This is a genomic window from Acidimicrobiales bacterium (genome assembly GCA_040219085.1).
GTDB lineage: Bacteria > Actinomycetota > Acidimicrobiia > Acidimicrobiales > JAVJTC01 > JAVJTC01.
This window is the reverse complement of the sequence record JAVJTC010000043.1, coordinates 51,373-68,523: the sequence shown is the minus strand read 5'-3', so window position 1 is coordinate 68,523 and position 17,151 is coordinate 51,373. Positions and strand designations below refer to the sequence as shown.

Genomic DNA, 17,151 nt, shown 5'->3' with positions numbered 1-17,151 from the left:
GGGGAGAGCCGCGCGGCGGGCCGGTGACCGTGGGTCGCGCACCGTTATCCTTGCGCCCATGTCGAACCCGGCGGGATGGTTCCCCGACCCTTATGGTCGCCACGAGCTGCGGTACTGGAACGGAACGGAGTGGACCGAGCACGTGTCCTCGCACGGCCGCCAGAGCGTCGATGCACCTTCGGGCGTGCCGCCGGCCGTCACCGGTACCGCCACACCGGATCGCATCGCCGATCAACTCCGGCGCCACGAGGCGGCCACCGCCAGGGCGGGCGGGACGGCGGCCACATGGCAGGGGAGCGGACACCTCCTCGATGAGCCGGTGCTCGTGGTGAACCAGAAGGCCAAGATCATCGAGGTCAACGCGGAGTACGCCGTCTACGACGGAACCGGCACCCAGATCGGGGCGGTGCGCCAAGTCGGTCAGAGCGCCCTGAAGAAGTTCGTCCGGGTCGTCTCGAGCGCCGACCAGTTCATGACGCACACCTACCAGGTGGTCGACGCCGCCGGGAACGTCGTGATGGGGATCACCCGGCCCCGGAAGTTCGTCAAGTCCCGGGTCGTGGTCACCGACGGTCTCGGCGAGGTGGTCGGTGAGGCCCGGCAGGAGAACGCCATCGGCAAGATCCGCTTCGGGCTCTACGGCGCCGACGACGAACGCGTCGGGACCATCCGCGCCGAGAACTGGCGGGCCTGGAACTTCGACGTGGTGGATGCCGCAGACGAGTCGGTGGCACGGATGACCAAGACCTGGGAGGGTCTCGCCAAGACGCTGTTCACCACGGCGGACAACTACGTGGTGCAGATCCACCGTCCGTTGGCGGATCCGCTACGGACACTCGTCGTGGCGGCGGCACTCACCGTCGACACGGCACTCAAGCAGGACTCGCGGGGCTTCTCGTGAGAAGCCCGACACCCTTCGACCCTCCCGCAGGCGTGGTCGCCGATCGCGTCGCACTCGCTCTGGCGGAAGACCTCGAACCGCTCGGCGACGTGTCGGCAGCGCTTTTGGATCCGATGCGCCGTGTCACGGCGACCATCGCGTCCCGCGCCACAGGCGTCCTCGCCGGGGTGGCCTGCGCAGACGAGACCTTCGCACGCGTGGATCCCGCCATCGCCGTGACATGGCACGCGGTCGACGGCGACGCGGTCGAGCCCGGGACGCGCTGTGCCACCGTCGCAGGGTCGCTCGCGTCGATTGCGACCGCGGAGCGGACGGCGCTCAACTTCCTCGGTCACCTCTCGGGTATCGCCACCTCCACGCGGCTACACGTCAGCGAGGCTCTCGGGCAGGTCACCGTGTGGGACACTCGCAAGACGACACCGGGGCTGCGTGCGCTCGAGAAGGCTGCGGTACGAGCCGGTGGCGGTCGTAATCACCGGGGCAATCTGTCCGAGTGGGTGATGATCAAGGACACCCATCTGTCGGTGACGTCCATCGCCGACGCTGTGGCCGCGGCCCGTGACCGCTGGCCCGGCAAGACGGTTGAGGTCGAGTGCGACTCACTCGACCAGGTCCGGGAGGCGCTCGACGCCGGGGTCGACCTCGTCCTCCTGGACAACATGACTCCCGTGGAGACGCGTGAATGCGTGTTGGCTGCGGAGGAACACGCGGCCGGCCACGACCGTCGTCCACTGCTCGAGGCATCAGGTGGGATCAGCCTCGAGGTCGTACGGGCCTACGCCGCCACCGGGGTCGACCTCGTCTCGATCGGGGCTCTCACGAATTCGGCGCCCATCCTCGACCTCGGCCTCGACATCGACACGGACGAGGGGAGCCAGCCGTGCTCCTCGTAGTCGATGTCGGGAACACACAGACGGTGGTCGGTCTGTACGAGATCGACGGTGAGACGCCGCCGGAGCCGTCGGCCTCGGCGGGGCTCGTGGGGCACTGGCGGGCCGCCACCGAGCACCACCGCACCGACGACCAGTTGATGGTCCTGCTGAGCGGCATGCTCGAACTCGAGGACTGGGACATCACGTCGGACATCGAGGGCGTGGCCGTGTCCTCGGGTGTTCCCCGCGTCACCACCGCGCTGCGGGAGATGTCGGTGCGCCACCTCAACGTCGACCCCATCGTCCTGGGACCCGGCGTCAAGACCGGGATGCCCGTTCGCTATGAGAACCCCCGTGAGGTCGGCGCGGACAGGATCGCGAACGCCGTCGGTGCCTTCGACCTGTTCGGGGGACCGACCATCGTCGTGGACTTCGGGACCGGGACGACCTTCGACGCGATCTCCGGCGACGGCGAGTATCTCGGGGGTGCCATCGCCCCCGGCGTCGAGATCAGCCTGGAGGCCCTGTTCGAGCGCGCCGCGGCCCTGCGCGCCGTGGAACTCGTCGAGCCACAGAGCGTGATCGGGCGTTCGACGATGGAGTCTCTGCAGTCCGGTGCCGTGTACGGCTACGCCGCTCAGGTGGACGGGTTGGTCCGACGGATAGAGGCCGAGCTCGGAGAGGCCGCCGTACCCGCGACCGGTGGCCTCGCACCTCTCATCGCCCCACACTGCGAGACGGTGGAACGTGTCGAGCCGTGGCTCACGCTGCACGGTCTGCGACTCATCTGGGCGAAGAACGCATGACCCAGCCGTTCCGCTACGAGGTCGATGCGAGCGCGGCCTCACTTATCGAACGCCACGGTGGCATCGACGACGGTTCCGAGACCGGCGAGACAGCGACGATCGCCGGCCGGGTCGTGCTGCGCCGGGTTCAGGGGAAGCTCGCATTCGCGACCCTGCAGGACTCTTCGGGCCGTGTCCAGCTGTTCGCGCCGCAGAAGACCACCCCGGACTACGAGGCCTTCTGTGATCTGAACCTGGGCGACTGGATCGGGGTCACCGGCGAGGTGATGAAGACCAGACGGGGGGAGCTGTCGGTACGTGTCGACGCCTGGACCCGCCTCGCTGAGGCACGGCGCCCGTTCCCGGACAAGTGGCACGGGCTGACCGACGTCGACACCCGCTACCGCCAACGTGAGGTGGACCTGTGGGTGACGCCGGAGGCCGCTGAGGCCTTCCGTGTGCGCAGCCGCGTGCTGTCGCTGCTGCGGGCCGAGCTCGACCGTCGGGGATTCATCGAGGTCGAGACCCCTGTGTTCCATCCGATCCCGGGTGGCGCGCTCGCGAAGCCCTTCATCACCCACCACAACGCGCTGGACGTGGACCTGTACCTGCGGATCGCGCCGGAGCTCTACCTGAAGCGCCTGGTGATCGGTGGCATGGAGAGGGTCTTCGAGATCGCCCGCGTCTTCCGCAACGAGGGTCTGTCGACGCGCCACAACCCCGAGTTCACGATGCTCGAGCTCTACCAGGCCTACGCCGACTACACCGACATGATGGCGCTGACCGAGGAGGTGGTCGCCGGGCTCGCCACCGCCATCCACGGCACGACGACCATCACCTACGGGGGACGTGAGATCGACCTGGCTCCGCCGTGGCGCAGGGCGACGCTGGTCGAGTTGATCGCGGAGACCACGGGTCACGAGCTCTCGCTGGACATGGGCGTGGACCAGCTCTCGGCCATAGCCGGTCAGGTCGGGATCGAGCCGTCACAGCACTGGGGGCCCGGCAAGCTCCTCCTGGAGATCTACGAGAAGACCACCGAGGCAACGCTGTGGGGCCCGGTCTTCGTCACCGACTATCCGACCGAGGTGTCGCCCCTCGCCCGCGATCACCGCTCCGAGCCCGGCTTCGTCGAGCGCTTCGAGGGGATCGTCGCCGGACGGGAGCTCTGCAATGCGTTCTCCGAGCTCACCGATCCCGACGTCCAGCGGGCCCGCTTCGAGGCCCAGGAGCGCGACCGCGCCACGGGCGACGACGAGGCGATGGTCGTCGACGAGGACTACCTGCGGGCACTCGAGTACGGCCTCCCGCCGACGGGTGGTCTGGGTATCGGGATCGACCGTCTCGTCATGTTGCTCGCCGACGCCGGCTCGATCCGCGACGTCGTTCTGTTCCCCACCCTGCGCCCAGAGGCGGACTGAGCGTGGAGCGCGTCTTCGTGACCGGTCTCGGCGGCGAGATCGGGACGAGGGTCGCGCGCCGCCTGGAAGCTCTCGCCGAGGTCGATGCCATCTGCGGTGTGGATCTGGAGCCGCCCCGCCGTCGGCTCCAACGCACGGAGTTCCATCTGGTTCGTCCCGGTGATGCCGACGGCCTCGTGTCGCTCGTGCACGAGTTCGCGCCGACCGCCGTCGTGCACTTCGGCATCTACGAACCGAACGCCCGCTCGACGCCCGGCGAGGCAGTGCAACGGACAGCCGCTCTGACCGACGCGCTCATGGGCGCGGTGATCGGTGTGCGCACGGTGCAACGGATCGTCGTGCGTTCGGGACTGGAGGTGTACGGCCGCGGCGGGGGTCGTGCCGACGTCCCCGACGAGACGGCGCCCCGTGACCCGACCTCGGGTTTCGGCCGGATCGTGGCCGCCGCCGAGGCCGAGTGCGAGAAGGTCGCCGGGCGGATGGGTGCACCCCTCGCCATTCTGCGTTTCGCCCCCATCGCGGGTGCACACATGCCGAGCCCGCTGGCGCGCTACCTCCGTCTGCCCGTCGTCCCGGTCACGCTGCGGCGGCCGCTGTTCCAACTGGTGCACCTCGACGACGTCGCACGTGCGACGGAGTCGGCCCTCCTGCGGGGATTCGACGGTCCCGTGAACATCGCCGCAGCGGATGCGGTCGACCCCTGGTATGCCACCTGGTCCGCGCGCCGGTTGCCGGTCCCGCTGCCGGCGGCCGGGTTGCTGCTGACCCGATCGGTGACGGAGATCGTCGGGAGTCCACTGCCGGACCACGTGCGTGAGCTCCTGCGACGGGGTCGTCGCGCGACGACCGCGCACGCGACGAGCCACCTCGGTTTCACGGCCCGGTACTCGACCCGCGAGATCGTGGCGGATCTGCATGCGTGGGAGAGCCGCGACCACGTCTCCGCCCCCTGATGGCGACGGCGCGGGCAGCGGACGGAACCGAGATCTCCTACCGGGTCTTCGGGGCGGCCGATGGCGAGCCCCTGGTCCTGATCATGGGCCTCGGGGCGGACCGGTGGGGTTGGGTGCGCCAGTGGCCCGCCCTTCGCCGCCGGTTCAGGTTGGTCGCGCTGGACAACCGTGGCTCGGGTGCGAGCGGCGTCCCGGCAGGCCCCTACGACCTCGAGGTCATGGCGGCGGACGTCATCGCCGTGATGGACGCCGAGGGGATCGGTTCCGCGCACGTGATGGGGGCGTCGCTCGGCGGGGTGCTCGCCCAGATCGTCGCCATCCGACATCCCGCACGGGTTCGTTCCCTGGTCCTGGCGTGCACGGCCTCTCGGATGAAGTCCTGGAGGCGCGCGCTGTTCACCGAGTGGATCGAGATCGCGCTGACCGAGGGTTCGCGGGCCCTTGCGCAGGAGAACATCCGCTGGGTGGTGGCGGCGCGGCACCTGCGGCGCCTGTGGCCGATCTCGCCCGTGGTGGCGCCCCTGATCATCCGTGCGCCGGTGCCCGGCGTGGTGGCCCAGTTGCAGGCGTTGGTCGACGCCCCTGAAGCGGTCGGCGGGTATCTCGGTGAGATCGCCGTGCCGACCTTCGTGATCGTCGGCAGCCAGGACATCCTCACGCCGGTCGCCGACTCCGAGGAGTTGGCCGAGGCGATCCCCGACGCGCGTCTGGAGGTCATCTCGTCGGCTGCGCACGGGTTCATGGTCATGCGTGCGGGTCGCTACAACGACGCGGTGGGCGGGTTCTACGACGAGATCCTCGGGTCCGCTGCAGCGGCGAAGCCATGATCAGCGTTCGTCGCTGGGTGGATCGCGTCGAGGCGACCGAGCGGGCCCGGGCATTCCGGCAACAAGTACCACCGCGCCCGTCTGGCACTCCTGGATGTACTCGGGGGGCATTGAGATTGCGGCCGGTCTCCGCGGGTCGGCCGAATAGCCCCAGTCGCGAAACGGCCCTGATGTACGCAATCGCGTACATCAGGGCCTGCGGTCGGAGACGAAGAGTGCCGCCGGTGTTCGTGCGGCGTCACCGCTGCGAGTGCAGAGGTGAAGTCAGACCGGCGAGGTGAGGGGGATGCCGTTGGCTTCGGCCGCTTCGGAGAGTCGGGAGTCATAGGCGACGAGACCCTCGAGGTCGTCGCCCAGGTCGAGCGCTGCCGCGATGTGGACCGCATCGAGCGTCCGCAGGGAGGTCGGATCGACGCGGCCTGCCCGGTCGAACGTGGGCGAAGGCACCTCGAGGACCGTGACGGCGTCGAGCACCAGTCGGGCGCGCACCATCGCCTCCGGTGCGCGGCGACGTACGGCCCGCATCAACTCGGTGCGGGCCAGTTCGCAGGTCACCGGGTTCCGTTCGGCGGCGGCCAGCCATTCGCGGAGCGCCTCGGTTTCGGCTTCGGCGACGACGAGTTTCACGAGGGCGGAGGTGTCGAGATAGAAGGCCACTCAGTACCTGTCGTCGGTCCGCATGCGATCGAGTTCTTCGGACAGAGCCGGGCCGGGTGCCGGGCCTGGCAGAGCTGTGATGTCACCCCGTGCCATTCGTGCTCGTCCGGCATCGACCAGCGACTGCAGCCGGGAGGTCGGAATCGCTGTCATCTGCGCCACGGGACGGCCCCGATGTGTGATCGTGACGGTCTCCCCGGCGGCGGCCCGGTCGACGACGGCCGACGCGTTCTGCTTCAGGGCGCGGATCCCGACCTCACTCATGTGCTACAAAGTAGCACATCACGATCCGATCTCAGATGATCGGTGCCGACACCCGTTCGACGAGGTGATCGCCCGCGGCCCGCAGTGCGTTCGCGGCGTCGTTGTCGGGCAGCGACGTCAGTGACCCGGCCGCTTTGTCCGCCCACGCCTGGGCCGTCTCGAGCGCCTCGGCCACGCCGCCATCGGAACGGACGATCTCGCGTGCCCGGGCCCACTGCTCGTCGGTGAGCGGGCCACCCAGGATCGCCCGGAGCTTGTCACCACCGGGGTTCCGCATCGTGTTGATGACGGGAAGCGTGTAGTTGCCCTCGGCGAGGTCGTTGCCCGAGGGCTTTCCGAGTTGCTCGTCGGTGGCGACGACGTCGAGGATGTCGTCGACGATCTGGAACGCCATGCCGTAGCTGTGCCCGAACTCGGTGAGCGCCTCGACGCCCGCCCGGTCGACGCCACCGGTGAGTGCCCCGATCCGACACGATGCCGCGAGCAGCGACGCCGTCTTGCCGGTGATTGACGCCTCGTAGTCGCGCACGGTGCGGTCGACGTTGTAGTTGTCCTGGAGTTCGCGTATCTGGCCCTCGCACAGGGCGGCGATCGTCGACGCGAGGATCTGGGAGACCTCGGTGCCGAGGCCGGCCGCGATCTCGGACGCGCGGGCCAGTAGGAAGTCCCCGGCGAGGATGGCCCGGTGGTTCCCCCAGGCCGCGTTCACACTCGCGACGTTGCGCCGGGTGGTGGCGTCGTCCATGACGTCGTCGTGATAGAGCGATCCGAGGTGCACCAGTTCCACAGCGGATGCCCCGCCGATCACGTCGTCGTGGACGGGCCGCGTCGGCGTGTAGGCGGTGGCTGCGGCGGCGATGGCGAATCCCGGCCTGATGCGTTTGCCCCCGGCGGTTATCAGATGGGCCGCGACCTCGGTGAGGAATGGCAGGTCACTGCCGACCTCGGCGTGGAGGCGGTCTTCGACGCGGGCGAGGTCGTCGGTGAGGTCCGGTAGGAGCCGCAGTGGGTCGGCCTGTTGCACGTCCCTGAGGATAGGTGCCACCCGGGTCCGCGCCGAGTCCAACGGTCGGGGCGGTGCGATGACGGCCTGGGAACAACGTGTCGTCCCGGTGCGTTGGTTCTTTCACGCGCCACCCCCCAGGACGGCACCCCCATCGAGATGCGCCGATCCGCGAGTGAGCCGTCGGGCCCCCGGCCCGTGGGCAAAACCCCCTCGGGGTTACACTCGGAAGCCACCGTCTGCGGCGCCGGAGGTCCAGCGATGTTCGAGAGATTCACCGACCGGGCGAGGCGGGTGGTCGTCCTTGCACAGGAGGAGGCCCGCCTCCTCAACCACAACTACATCGGCACCGAGCACATCCTGCTCGGGCTCATCCACGAGGGCGAAGGCGTCGCCGCGAAGGCGCTCGAGTCGCTCGGCATCTCCCTGGAGGCCGTGCGTAACCAGGTCGAGGAGATCATCGGCCAGGGTGGTTCGTCGCCCAGTGGGCACATCCCGTTCACGCCACGTGCCAAGAAGGTGCTGGAGCTGTCCCTGCGGGAGGCGCTCCAGCTCGGTCACAACTACATCGGCACCGAGCACATCCTGCTCGGGCTCATCCGCGAGGGCGAGGGTGTCGCCGCGCAGGTCCTCGTCAAGTTGGGCGCGGATCTCTCCCGTGTGCGTCAGCAGGTCATCCAGCTCCTGTCGGGCTACAGCGGCCCCGGCGGCCAGTCCTCCGGTGACCGGCCCGAGAAGGCGGGCGCCACATCGGGCGGCTCCGGGGACTCCGGCCCCAGTGGTTCGCTCGTGTTGGACCAGTTCGGTCGGAACCTCACCCAGCTGGCCCGCGAGAAGAAGCTGGACCCGGTCATCGGGCGTCAGCGCGAGACCGAGCGGGTGATGCAGGTCCTCTCACGCCGCACCAAGAACAACCCGGTCCTGATCGGCGAACCCGGCGTGGGCAAGACGGCGATCGTGGAGGGCCTCGCCCAGCGCATCGCGGACAACGACGTCCCAGAGACGATCACCGACAAGCAGCTCTACACGTTGGACCTCGGGGCGCTCGTGGCCGGTAGCCGGTACCGCGGTGACTTCGAGGAACGCCTCAAGAAGGTCCTCAAGGAGATCAAGACCCGCGGCGACATCATCTTGTTCATCGACGAGCTCCACACCCTGGTGGGTGCCGGCGCCGCCGAGGGCGCGATCGACGCCGCGTCGATCCTCAAGCCCATGCTCGCGCGCGGTGAGCTCCAGACGATCGGTGCCACCACGCTCGACGAGTACCGCAAGCACCTCGAAAAGGACGCCGCTCTCGAGCGCCGTTTCCAGCCGATCAAGGTCGAGGAGCCCACGGTGGCCCACACGATCGAGATCCTCAAGGGCCTGCGGGACCGCTACGAGTCGCACCACCGCGTGACGATCACGGACCAAGCCCTGGTCGCCGCCGCCAATCTGGCCGACCGCTACATCTCGGACAGGCACCTGCCGGACAAGGCCATCGACCTCATCGACGAGGCGGGCTCGCGTCTGCGCATCAAGCGCATGGAGACGCCTGCGGAGTACAAGGAGATCGAGGCTCAGATCTCCGAGGTCGTGGACCGCAAGAACGCGGCGGTCGAGTCCCAGGACTTCGAGGAGGCCGGTCGCCTGCGCGATCGCGAGAAGGAGCTCCTCGCCAACCGCGAGCAGATGGAGAGTGACATCCGCGCCACCGGCGTGGACCTCTTCGACGAGGTGGACGAGGAAGCGGTCGCCGAGGTCCTGTCGATCTGGACCGGTATCCCCGTCTACAAGCTCACCGAGGAGGAGACAGCCAAGCTCCTGCGGATGGAGGACGAACTCCACAAGCGGGTGATCGGCCAGGAGGACTCGATCAAGGCCGTCAGCCAGGCCATCCGCCGCACACGTGCCGGGCTCAAGGACCCCAAGCGTCCCAGTGGTTCGTTCATCTTCCTCGGCCCGTCCGGTGTCGGTAAGACGGAGCTCGCGAAGACGCTCGCGGAGTTCCTCTTCGGCGACGAGCAGGCCCTCATCAGCCTCGACATGTCCGAGTACATGGAGAAGCACACGGTCAGTCGCCTGGTCGGTTCGCCTCCGGGTTACGTCGGCTACGAGGAGGGCGGCCAGCTCACCGAAGCGGTGCGGCGCAAGCCGTTCTCGGTCGTGCTGTTCGACGAGATCGAAAAGGCCCACCCCGACGTGTTCAACACGCTGCTGCAGATCCTCGAGGAGGGCCGGCTCACCGACAGCCAGGGCCGCTCGGTGGACTTCCGCAACACGGTGCTGATCATGACGTCCAACCTCGGTACCGAGAACCTCCGCAAGGCCAATCTCGGCTTCGCCAAGACCGACGAGGCAATCACCTACGAGCGGATGAAGGAAAAGGTCAACGACGCTCTCAAGGCGCACTTCCGGCCTGAGTTCCTCAACCGCATCGATGATGTCATCGTCTTCCACGAGCTCACCAAGGCCGAGGTCACCCAGATCGTCGACCTGATGATCAAGCGGGTCGCGTCCCAGCTCGAGAGCCAGGGAATCGGCCTGGAGTTGACGCCTTCGTCCAAGGTCCTCCTCGCCGACAGGGGTTACGACCCGTCGCTGGGTGCACGGCCGCTGCGCCGGGCGATCCAGCGTCTCGTGGAGGATCCGCTCTCCGAGCGGCTCCTCTGGAAGGAATTCCGAGCTGGTGAGCTGATCACCGTCGACACCGAGCCCGACCCGGACAACCCGGGTCAGGACCGCATCGTCTTCACGGCGAAGGAGGGGTTCACGCCCCCGCCCGTCGAGGAGATGGTGACAGCCGACTGACCGTCGATTCCGAGCCGCCGCGGGCGTCAGCCCGCGGCGGCCTATCGTGTCCGGCCGTGACCGGCCGGATCCGTCTCCTCCTACTCGGGCTCCTCGTCGCCATCGTGGCGGCGGGGTGCAACGTGACGACGACGGTCGACATCCGGGTGGACGAGGACGGCTCCGGTGGTGTCGCCGTGGGCGTCGGTCTCGACGACGAGGCCCTCGCCGTCGTCCCCGACATCGGCTCACAGTTGCGGATCGACGATCTCACCGCCGTGGGGTGGGTGGTCTCGGGCCCCGAGGTCGAGTCCGACGGGCTCACCTGGATCAGGGCGGCCAAGGAGTTCTCCACCCCCGAGCAACTCCAGGACGTCCTCGACGAGGTGACCGGGCCCGACGGGGCCTTCCGTGACTTCGTCATCGTGCGCGAGGAGGTCTTCGCCGAGCTGAGGTGGCGCGTCGACGGTGTCGTGGACCTGTCGGCGGGTGAGGACCTCTTCAGCGATCAGATGCTCGCCGACGTCCTGGGCGGTTCCGCCTTCGGACCTGTCGGGGAGGACCTCTCCGGCGACCTCGGCCCGCTCGCCGACGCCGTCGATCTGAACGTCTCTGTGCGACTCCCCGCGGACACCCGGGGGGTGACGACGTACTCGCCCTCGTTCGACGACGAGGCTCCGACCACGATCTCGGTCACGTCGGTACGTGAGGACCTGGGTCCCACCCTGTGGCGCTGGGTGGGCCGGGCCGCGCTGGCACTGTTCGTCCTCGCGGTCGTCCTCGCCGTGGGGTCCACCCTCTACGAGCGGCGCGTCCGCGCCCGACGTCCCGCTGTGCGGACGCCCGAGCCTCTGCGCGCGCCGACGCCGGCGGGCGTCGCGGCGTCGGCCGGCGCTGCCCGAGCCGGTGGAGCCGGAGCGGCGCCGCATCCGCGAACGGCGTCCCGCGGCGCATCCGCGCGCGGGCCCGAACGCCGACTACGTCTCGTCGTCGTGGACGCCCTGACGGTGTTGCACCGCGTCGGGGACGAACCAGCCGATGCACTCGTGCCGTTCGCGCGCGAACAGGGGTCCGAGGTGTCCGAGGTCGACATCGCAGAGGCGCACCGCCAGGCGACCCTGGGGCGGATCGGTACGGCCCAACTCTGGGAGGCCTGCGGTGTGGCCGGGGACCCGAGCGTCCTCGACGGCCAGTATCTGTCGCGCATCCCGATGACGCCCGGGGTGCGTGACTTCCTCAGCCAACTCCACCGCATGGGTATCCCGGTCGCCGCGGTCACCAACGACGTAGCCGACTGGTCGCGGCGGCTCCGGGATCGCAGCGGCCTCAGCCAGGTCCACCCGTGGATCGTCAGCGCCGAGGTCGGCGTGCGGAAGCCCGATCCCGGCATCTACGAGGCCCTCCGCCGTTCGACCGGGGTCCCGTTCGAGAGTTGCCTGATGATCGACGGCCGCACCGCCAGCCTCGACGCGGCCGCCACCCTCGGGATGTCGACGGCGTGGTTCACCACAGACGAGTCCGCGGACGACGGCGGTGGACACACCCCGGTCGTCGGCTTCGCCGGTTTCTTCAAGCGCAGGCGCTGAGGTCCATCGCCGCCACTGTCACCGCCGCTGTCTAGGGTGGAGGTCGTGTCGAACGCCTGTTCGGCGCCGTGCGCCGAGGCACGGAGACCAGCGTGAGAGGAAGGGTGGGGAGGTTGGCCAAATCGGGTCCCGGATTCGAGTGCGTCTCGTGTGGGGCGCTTCTCGCCAAGTGGGAGGGTCGCTGTCCCCGTTGTGAGGAGTGGAACACCGTCGTGGAGGTGGCGTCGGGAGCCCAAGGCCGGCCCGCCGCAGGTTCGGCGGCGGCGGTCGAGTCGCTGGCCTCCGCGAGCACGAAGGGCGATCGCGCGACACCCACGGGATTCGGTGAGGTGGACCGCGTGCTCGGTGGTGGTCTCGTCGACGGGTCCGTGACCCTCGTGGGCGGCGAGCCCGGGGTCGGCAAGTCCACCCTGCTGGTGCAGCTCGCCGCCTCGCTGTCCGGGCCGGACCGCCCGGTCCTCTACATGGCGGGGGAGGAGTCGGCCGCGCAGGTCGCGGCGCGGGCCCGGCGCGTCGGAGCGGACGGCACCCACGTCCTGTTGGCGGCGGAGACGGATCTGGCGGCGGTCGTGGCGACCATCGCAGAGCACCGTCCCGGCCTGGTCGTCATCGACTCCATCCAGACCATGGTCGACGCAGATCTCGGGTCCGCTCCCGGTTCGGTGGCCCAGGTGCGCCACTGTGCGCAGGTCCTGACGGCGGTGGCCAAGGCCACCGGTGTCGCGATGGTGCTCGTCGGCCATGTCACCAAGGACGGCGCGGTCGCGGGCCCGAAGATTCTCGAGCACGTCGTCGACACCGTGGTCCTCTTCGAGGGGGACGGCCGTGACGGTCTGCGGATTCTGCGGGCGGTGAAGCACCGCTTCGGCCCCACCGGTGAGATCGGCCTGTTCGAGATGCGCGAGAGCGGACTCGTCGCAGTGGAGAGTCCCTCCGAAACCCTCCTCGGCGGCCGGCGCTGCGGCGTGAGTGGGTCGGTCGTCGCCGTCACCCGGGAGGGCCGGCGGCCGGTTCTGGTGGAGATCCAGGCGCTCGTGGTCGGAACCACGGCGCCGTCGCCGCGGCGCTCGACGCGTGGCCTCGACGCTCCCCGCCTCGCGCAGATCCTCGCGGTGCTCGAACGCCACGGTGGGATCGCCCTGTCGAAGTCGGACGTCTACTGTTCGGCGGTCGGCGGAGTCCGCCTCGTGGACCCGGGGGCTGATCTCGCGCTCGCGGTCGCCCTCGCCTCTGCGGCGGATGAACGGGTCGTCGCCGACCATGTGGCGGTATGCGGTGAAGTGGGGCTCGCAGGTGAGATCCGCGGCATCCGAGACCCGGACCAGAGGGTCGCGGAGGCCGCCAGGCTGGGCTTCACCCGGGTCGTCGGGCCGCTCGCCGGTGCCCGCCGGCCGCCGGGGGTGGAGGTGGTCGTCGTGGAGACCGTGGCCGAGGCCCTTGCCGCCACCGGTGTCGGAGCGGTCGCTGCACACAAGCCGCGTGCGGGGGCCGATGCCCGTCAGCGTCACCGGCCCACGCGTCCGATCGGCTAGAACGACGTCGTGGCGACACGACCGGAACGACGAAAGCCATGACCACCCCGCAGGTCGCCGTCGTGGTCGTCGCCGCCGGGTCGGGGACGCGTTTCGGCGGCCCGAAGCAACTCGAGATCCTCGGCGACGAACGCGTCGTCGACCGCTCGGTGCGCGTGGCGGCGGCCGATGGACGCTCTGTGGTGGTGGTCGTTCCTGCAGGGCGCGAGGACCTCGCGGCGGAATTCGTGGCCCGTGGACACGATGCCGTCACCGGCGAGGCGACCAGGTCCGGCTCGGTGAGGGCCGGGCTCGCCGCGGTGGGCGCGGGGGTCGAGATCATCGTGGTCCATGACGCCGCCCGGCCACTGGCCACCGAGGCACTGTTCTGCGCCGTCACCGATGCGGTCGTGGCCGGCGCCGACGGGGCGATTCCCGTGATTCCCGTGACGGACACGATCCGTCACGTCGACGGACACGCCGTCGACCGGGCCACACTGAGGGCGGTGCAGACACCCCAGGCGTTCAGAGCCGACATGTTGCGGGCGGCCCACGCCGCCGGCGGTGAGGCCACCGATGACGCATCTCTGGTGGAATCGGTGGGTGGTGTGGTCGTGGTGGTGGACGGGGAGACCCGCAACATCAAGATCACGACCCCCGACGATCTCGCCGTCGTGCGGACGATGGCGTCGTCATGAGGGTCGGCTTCGGCTTCGACGTCCACGCCTTCGACGCGGCTGGGTCCACCCGGCCTCTGGTCCTGGGTGGGGTGGTCTTCCCCGGTGAGGTCCCCCTCGTCGGCCACAGCGACGCCGACGCGGTGGCCCACGCCGTGGCCGACGCACTGCTCGGCGCGGCCGACCTGGGTGACATCGGCGGCCTCTTCGCCGACGACGACCCCCGCTGGAAGGGTGCGGACTCCATCGTGTTGTTGGCCGACGTCGCTCGCCGAGTCACCGACGCCGGCTACCGCATCGGTAACGTCGACTGCACCGTGGTCGCGCAGAAGCCCCGTATCGCGCCCCGGCGCGACGAGATGAGGGCCCGGCTGTCGGAGGCCGTCGGCGCACCGGTCAGTGTCAAGGCGACCACCTCGGAGGGTCTCGGGGCCATCGGACGCGTCGAAGGGCTCGCCTGTTGGGCGATCGCCGCAATCACGACAGAGGAGATCGGGTGAGTCGACCAGGTGGTGGCGGACGTGACCGCGGACGCGGCGGTGGACGCGGCGGCGGATCCCGGTCCGGCCCGAAGCGGGGCGGACGTGGTCCGGGCGGCCCGCAGCGGGGTCGGCGCGACGCCGGCGGCCAGCGCGGGACCACACCCGTGCGCCGCTCGAGCGAGGACGGCCTCGGCGGCGATCAGGTGGAAGGGCGCCACGCCGTCCACGAACTGCTCCTGGCGGGGAACCGCCGGGTGCGCGAGGTGATCCTCGAGGCCGGTCTCGACGATGCGCCGATCCTCGAGCAGATCATCGACCTCGCGGACGAGGCGAAGGTGCCTCTCAAGGAGTTGTCAGGAAGTCGTTTCGACGCGATCGCCCGCACAGGCGCCCCTCAGGGGGTGGTCGCCCTCGCCGCACCCATTCCCGAGACGTCGCTCGCCCGGATGGTGTCGAGCCGGCCCAACCCGTTCCTACTGGTCGTCGACGGGGTCACCGATCCCGGCAATCTCGGCGCCCTGCTGAGGACCGCCGAGTGCGCCGGGGTCGACGGTGTGGTCCTCGCCCGTCACCGCGCCGCGCGGATAACGCCGACGGTGACGAAGGCCGCCGCAGGCGCGATCGAGCACCTCCCGATGTGTCGCGTCCCGGGGATCCCGAACGCCATCTCCGACCTGATCGAACGCGGGGTCTGGACCGTCGGCCTCGACGTCGTGGCCGACACCGATGTCGGGGACCTCGCGGTGGCTGCCGACCCCATCGCTCTGGTCGTCGGCGACGAGGGGCGGGGGCTGTCGCGTCTGGTTGCCGAGCGCTGCGACGTCGTCGCCACCATTCCGATGTACGGGCGTCTCAACTCCCTCAACGTCGCCGCGGCGACGGCGATCGCGTGTTTCGCGATCGCCCGCCGCCGCGGAGTGACGGAGAACCCGTCGTGACGAGCCGGCAGTGGGATTCGAACCCACGACCTGCTGTTTACAAGACAGCTGCTCTGGCCAACTGAGCTATACCGGCGAGGCCCTCAAGACTACGGCCTCATTCAGGGTGCTTCAGTACAGATAACGGCCACAGACCGGCCAGTGGCCCGGCCCGCCGACGGCGTAGAGCGTGTAGGCCATGAAGTCCTGATCGGCCGGCGAGGCCGCTGCGGGGTCGACGCCCACCAGTTGGGGCGCGTGGTCGGCGGCGATCCAGTTCCAGGTCTGCTGGGAGAACTGGTAGGCGCCCCGGAAGGTGCCGGTGGGGTTCACGACGGAGTAGTTGCCGCTGGACTCGCAGAAGCGCAGGGCTGCCCACTGCTCGGCGCTGGGGCCGGCCGCGGGTGCCACGGGTGCCACGGGGGCTGTCTCCGCGGGCGCAGGAGCAGCATCGGGGGCGGCGGGTTCGGGTGCGGGAGCGACCTCGACCTGGGCGGCGACGGGCGCTGATTCGACCAGCGGCGGCGCCGCGGGGGCCGCGGCGGTGGCGGTGGGGCCCGACGGGACCGTCTCCCCGGGGCTCGTGGCGGCCGGGTCCTGGCCGAGCTCCACGAGGGCGGCCCGGTGCGCAACCGCGGTGGCCGGTCCGTACAGGCCGTCGACGAGGTCGACGTCGATCATCGTCTGGAGCAGCGCGACGTCGGCTGAGGTCTCACCCCATTCGCGGGGCTGGACGAGGCGGCTCGCCGCGTGGATCCCGTCGGCGAGCGCGTTGCGGACCTCTGCCGTGGTCACCAGGATCATGCGGCTCACGACGTCAGGAGACGTGAGGATCGCCGCGATCGTCGGGTTCGTGTCGATTGCCGGTTCCGTCTCGACCGACGGTGGTGCGGGGTCGGTCTGGGCGGCTGCGGGAGCCACGGTCGTGGCGAGAGCGGAGGCAACGATGAGTGTGGTCACGAGCGCGACGAGCGCGCGTCGAACGGGATTGGTCTGCATGGTGTCTCCTCAAACGTCGGCCCATGGGGCTGCGACGGTCGGAGTCGGGGAAAGGGGGTCTGATCGGCATCTGTGGCCGACCGGGGAGAAAGGGTAACGGTCGCCGGGCGAAAACGTGACAAACACGTTACGAACTTCATCCATGTCGTTCGTCGGGTCCGGCACCGCACCCGCGTCCGGGTGGGTGCCCGACCGGGGAGCAAAGGCACCTGTAGGGTGAGGGTCCTTGAATCCGACCCCCGGGTCGGGAAACCTGTACCCGATGTCGCTGAGTGAACGTGAGCGATCGATACTCGATTTCGAGAGAACGTGGTGGACCCAGCCGGGGCCCAAGGCCGAGGCGATCCGCGCGCGCTTCGACCTGTCGAGCACGCGTTACTACGAGCTCCTCGGGCGGCTTCTCGATTCTCCTCACGCCGTGGCGTACGACCCCCTCGTCGTCCGCCGTCTCCGCCGTCACCGCGCGCGCCGTCGCCGGGCCCGTTACGAGGGGCCCGCAGTCGGCGGACGTCCCGTGCGATGAAGTG

General features: G+C 69.7%; 17 protein-coding genes and 1 tRNA gene. 13 read left to right on the top strand and 5 right to left on the bottom strand.

Annotated elements, in window-relative coordinates:
• The first annotated feature begins 58 nt into the window (after positions 1-58).
• The 6 genes from RIE08_18005 to RIE08_17980 are packed head-to-tail and all read left to right on the top strand — an operon-like array spanning position 59 to position 5,759.
• Positions 59-901 (top strand): phospholipid scramblase-related protein, encoded by an 843-nt coding sequence (locus RIE08_18005; GenBank protein MEQ8719501.1) that lies wholly within the window; start codon positions 59-61, stop codon positions 899-901.
• Positions 898-1,794 (top strand): carboxylating nicotinate-nucleotide diphosphorylase, encoded by an 897-nt coding sequence (gene nadC / locus RIE08_18000; GenBank protein ID MEQ8719500.1) that lies wholly within the window; start codon positions 898-900, stop codon positions 1,792-1,794. Before RIE08_18005 ends, nadC begins: the two co-directional genes overlap by 4 nt.
• Positions 1,782-2,579, top strand: coding sequence for a type III pantothenate kinase (locus tag RIE08_17995; GenBank protein MEQ8719499.1), 798 nt, complete (start codon positions 1,782-1,784; stop codon positions 2,577-2,579). The genes nadC and RIE08_17995 overlap by 13 nt, the downstream gene beginning before the upstream one ends.
• Positions 2,576-3,979 (top strand): lysine--tRNA ligase, encoded by a 1,404-nt coding sequence (gene lysS / locus RIE08_17990; GenBank protein MEQ8719498.1) that lies wholly within the window; start codon positions 2,576-2,578, stop codon positions 3,977-3,979. The genes RIE08_17995 and lysS overlap by 4 nt, the downstream gene beginning before the upstream one ends.
• Positions 3,980-3,981: 2 nt before the next feature.
• Positions 3,982-4,932 carry an NAD-dependent epimerase/dehydratase family protein gene (locus tag RIE08_17985; protein MEQ8719497.1) on the top strand — a complete coding sequence of 317 codons (951 nt, stop codon included), beginning with the start codon at positions 3,982-3,984 and terminating at the stop codon, positions 4,930-4,932.
• The gene (locus RIE08_17980) at positions 4,932-5,759 is read left to right on the top strand and encodes an alpha/beta hydrolase (GenBank protein MEQ8719496.1); all 828 of its coding nucleotides are present in this window, start codon (positions 4,932-4,934) and stop codon (positions 5,757-5,759) included. The genes RIE08_17985 and RIE08_17980 overlap by 1 nt, the downstream gene beginning before the upstream one ends.
• Before the next feature lie 264 nt (positions 5,760-6,023).
• Here RIE08_17980 and RIE08_17975 read toward each other — a convergent pair whose 3' ends face one another.
• Genes RIE08_17975 through RIE08_17965 form a run of 3 tightly spaced genes read right to left on the bottom strand, consistent with a single transcriptional unit; the run spans position 6,024 to position 7,704 of the window.
• Complete coding sequence (locus tag RIE08_17975; GenBank protein MEQ8719495.1) at positions 6,024-6,416, bottom strand: type II toxin-antitoxin system VapC family toxin; 393 nt, start codon at positions 6,414-6,416, stop codon at positions 6,024-6,026.
• Entirely contained in the window at positions 6,417-6,680 is a 264-nt protein-coding gene (locus RIE08_17970; protein ID MEQ8719494.1) for a type II toxin-antitoxin system prevent-host-death family antitoxin, read from the bottom strand.
• A gap of 31 nt (positions 6,681-6,711) precedes the next feature.
• Positions 6,712-7,704, bottom strand: coding sequence for a polyprenyl synthetase family protein (locus RIE08_17965; protein MEQ8719493.1), 993 nt, complete (start codon positions 7,702-7,704; stop codon positions 6,712-6,714).
• A gap of 240 nt (positions 7,705-7,944) precedes the next feature.
• Here RIE08_17965 and RIE08_17960 point away from each other — a divergent pair, with 240 nt between their 5' ends.
• From RIE08_17960 to rlmB, 6 genes are all read left to right on the top strand, one after another.
• A complete protein-coding gene (locus RIE08_17960; GenBank protein MEQ8719492.1) occupies positions 7,945-10,473 on the top strand; it encodes an ATP-dependent Clp protease ATP-binding subunit in 2,529 nt (842 codons plus the stop codon).
• Between the two features lie 56 nt (positions 10,474-10,529).
• Entirely contained in the window at positions 10,530-12,038 is a 1,509-nt protein-coding gene (locus RIE08_17955) for an HAD-IA family hydrolase (GenBank protein MEQ8719491.1), read from the top strand.
• A gap of 92 nt (positions 12,039-12,130) precedes the next feature.
• The gene (gene radA, locus RIE08_17950) at positions 12,131-13,570 is read left to right on the top strand and encodes a DNA repair protein RadA (protein ID MEQ8719490.1); all 1,440 of its coding nucleotides are present in this window, start codon (positions 12,131-12,133) and stop codon (positions 13,568-13,570) included.
• Positions 13,571-13,608: 38 nt separating this feature from the next.
• A complete protein-coding gene (locus RIE08_17945; GenBank protein MEQ8719489.1) occupies positions 13,609-14,247 on the top strand; it encodes an IspD/TarI family cytidylyltransferase in 639 nt (212 codons plus the stop codon).
• Positions 14,244-14,726: a 2-C-methyl-D-erythritol 2,4-cyclodiphosphate synthase gene (gene ispF, locus RIE08_17940; GenBank protein ID MEQ8719488.1), complete on the top strand. Its 483-nt coding sequence runs from the start codon at positions 14,244-14,246 to the stop codon at positions 14,724-14,726. Before RIE08_17945 ends, ispF begins: the two co-directional genes overlap by 4 nt.
• Positions 14,723-15,646 carry a 23S rRNA (guanosine(2251)-2'-O)-methyltransferase RlmB gene (gene rlmB, locus RIE08_17935; protein MEQ8719487.1) on the top strand — a complete coding sequence of 308 codons (924 nt, stop codon included), beginning with the start codon at positions 14,723-14,725 and terminating at the stop codon, positions 15,644-15,646. The genes ispF and rlmB overlap by 4 nt, the downstream gene beginning before the upstream one ends.
• A 2-nt stretch (positions 15,647-15,648) precedes the next feature.
• Here rlmB and RIE08_17930 read toward each other — a convergent pair.
• Both RIE08_17930 and RIE08_17925 read right to left on the bottom strand, forming a co-directional pair.
• Positions 15,649-15,722 (bottom strand) — tRNA-Thr (locus tag RIE08_17930).
• A 35-nt stretch (positions 15,723-15,757) separates the two neighbouring features.
• Positions 15,758-16,624, bottom strand: a complete 867-nt coding sequence (locus RIE08_17925) for a transglycosylase family protein (protein MEQ8719486.1) — start codon at positions 16,622-16,624, stop codon at positions 15,758-15,760.
• A gap of 226 nt (positions 16,625-16,850) precedes the next feature.
• Here RIE08_17925 and RIE08_17920 point away from each other — a divergent pair, with 226 nt between their 5' ends.
• A complete protein-coding gene (locus RIE08_17920; GenBank protein MEQ8719485.1) occupies positions 16,851-17,147 on the top strand; it encodes a DUF3263 domain-containing protein in 297 nt (98 codons plus the stop codon).
• Positions 17,148-17,151 lie beyond the last annotated feature (4 nt).

Excerpts from the sequence above, each read along its gene's own strand:
- RIE08_18005 (MEQ8719501.1), top strand. The coding sequence starts at position 59 with ATGTCGAACCCGGCGGGATGGTTCCCCGACCCTTATGGTCGCCACGAG.
- RIE08_17980 (MEQ8719496.1), top strand. The coding sequence starts at position 4,932 with ATGGCGACGGCGCGGGCAGCGGACGGAACCGAGATCTCCTACCGGGTC.
- lysS (MEQ8719498.1), top strand. The coding sequence starts at position 2,576 with ATGACCCAGCCGTTCCGCTACGAGGTCGATGCGAGCGCGGCCTCACTT.
- RIE08_17925 (MEQ8719486.1), bottom strand. The coding sequence starts at position 16,624 with ATGCAGACCAATCCCGTTCGACGCGCGCTCGTCGCGCTCGTGACCACA.
- RIE08_17945 (MEQ8719489.1), top strand. The coding sequence starts at position 13,609 with ATGACCACCCCGCAGGTCGCCGTCGTGGTCGTCGCCGCCGGGTCGGGG.
- RIE08_17970 (MEQ8719494.1), bottom strand. The coding sequence starts at position 6,680 with ATGAGTGAGGTCGGGATCCGCGCCCTGAAGCAGAACGCGTCGGCCGTC.
- ispF (MEQ8719488.1), top strand. The coding sequence starts at position 14,244 with ATGAGGGTCGGCTTCGGCTTCGACGTCCACGCCTTCGACGCGGCTGGG.
- RIE08_17960 (MEQ8719492.1), top strand. The coding sequence starts at position 7,945 with ATGTTCGAGAGATTCACCGACCGGGCGAGGCGGGTGGTCGTCCTTGCA.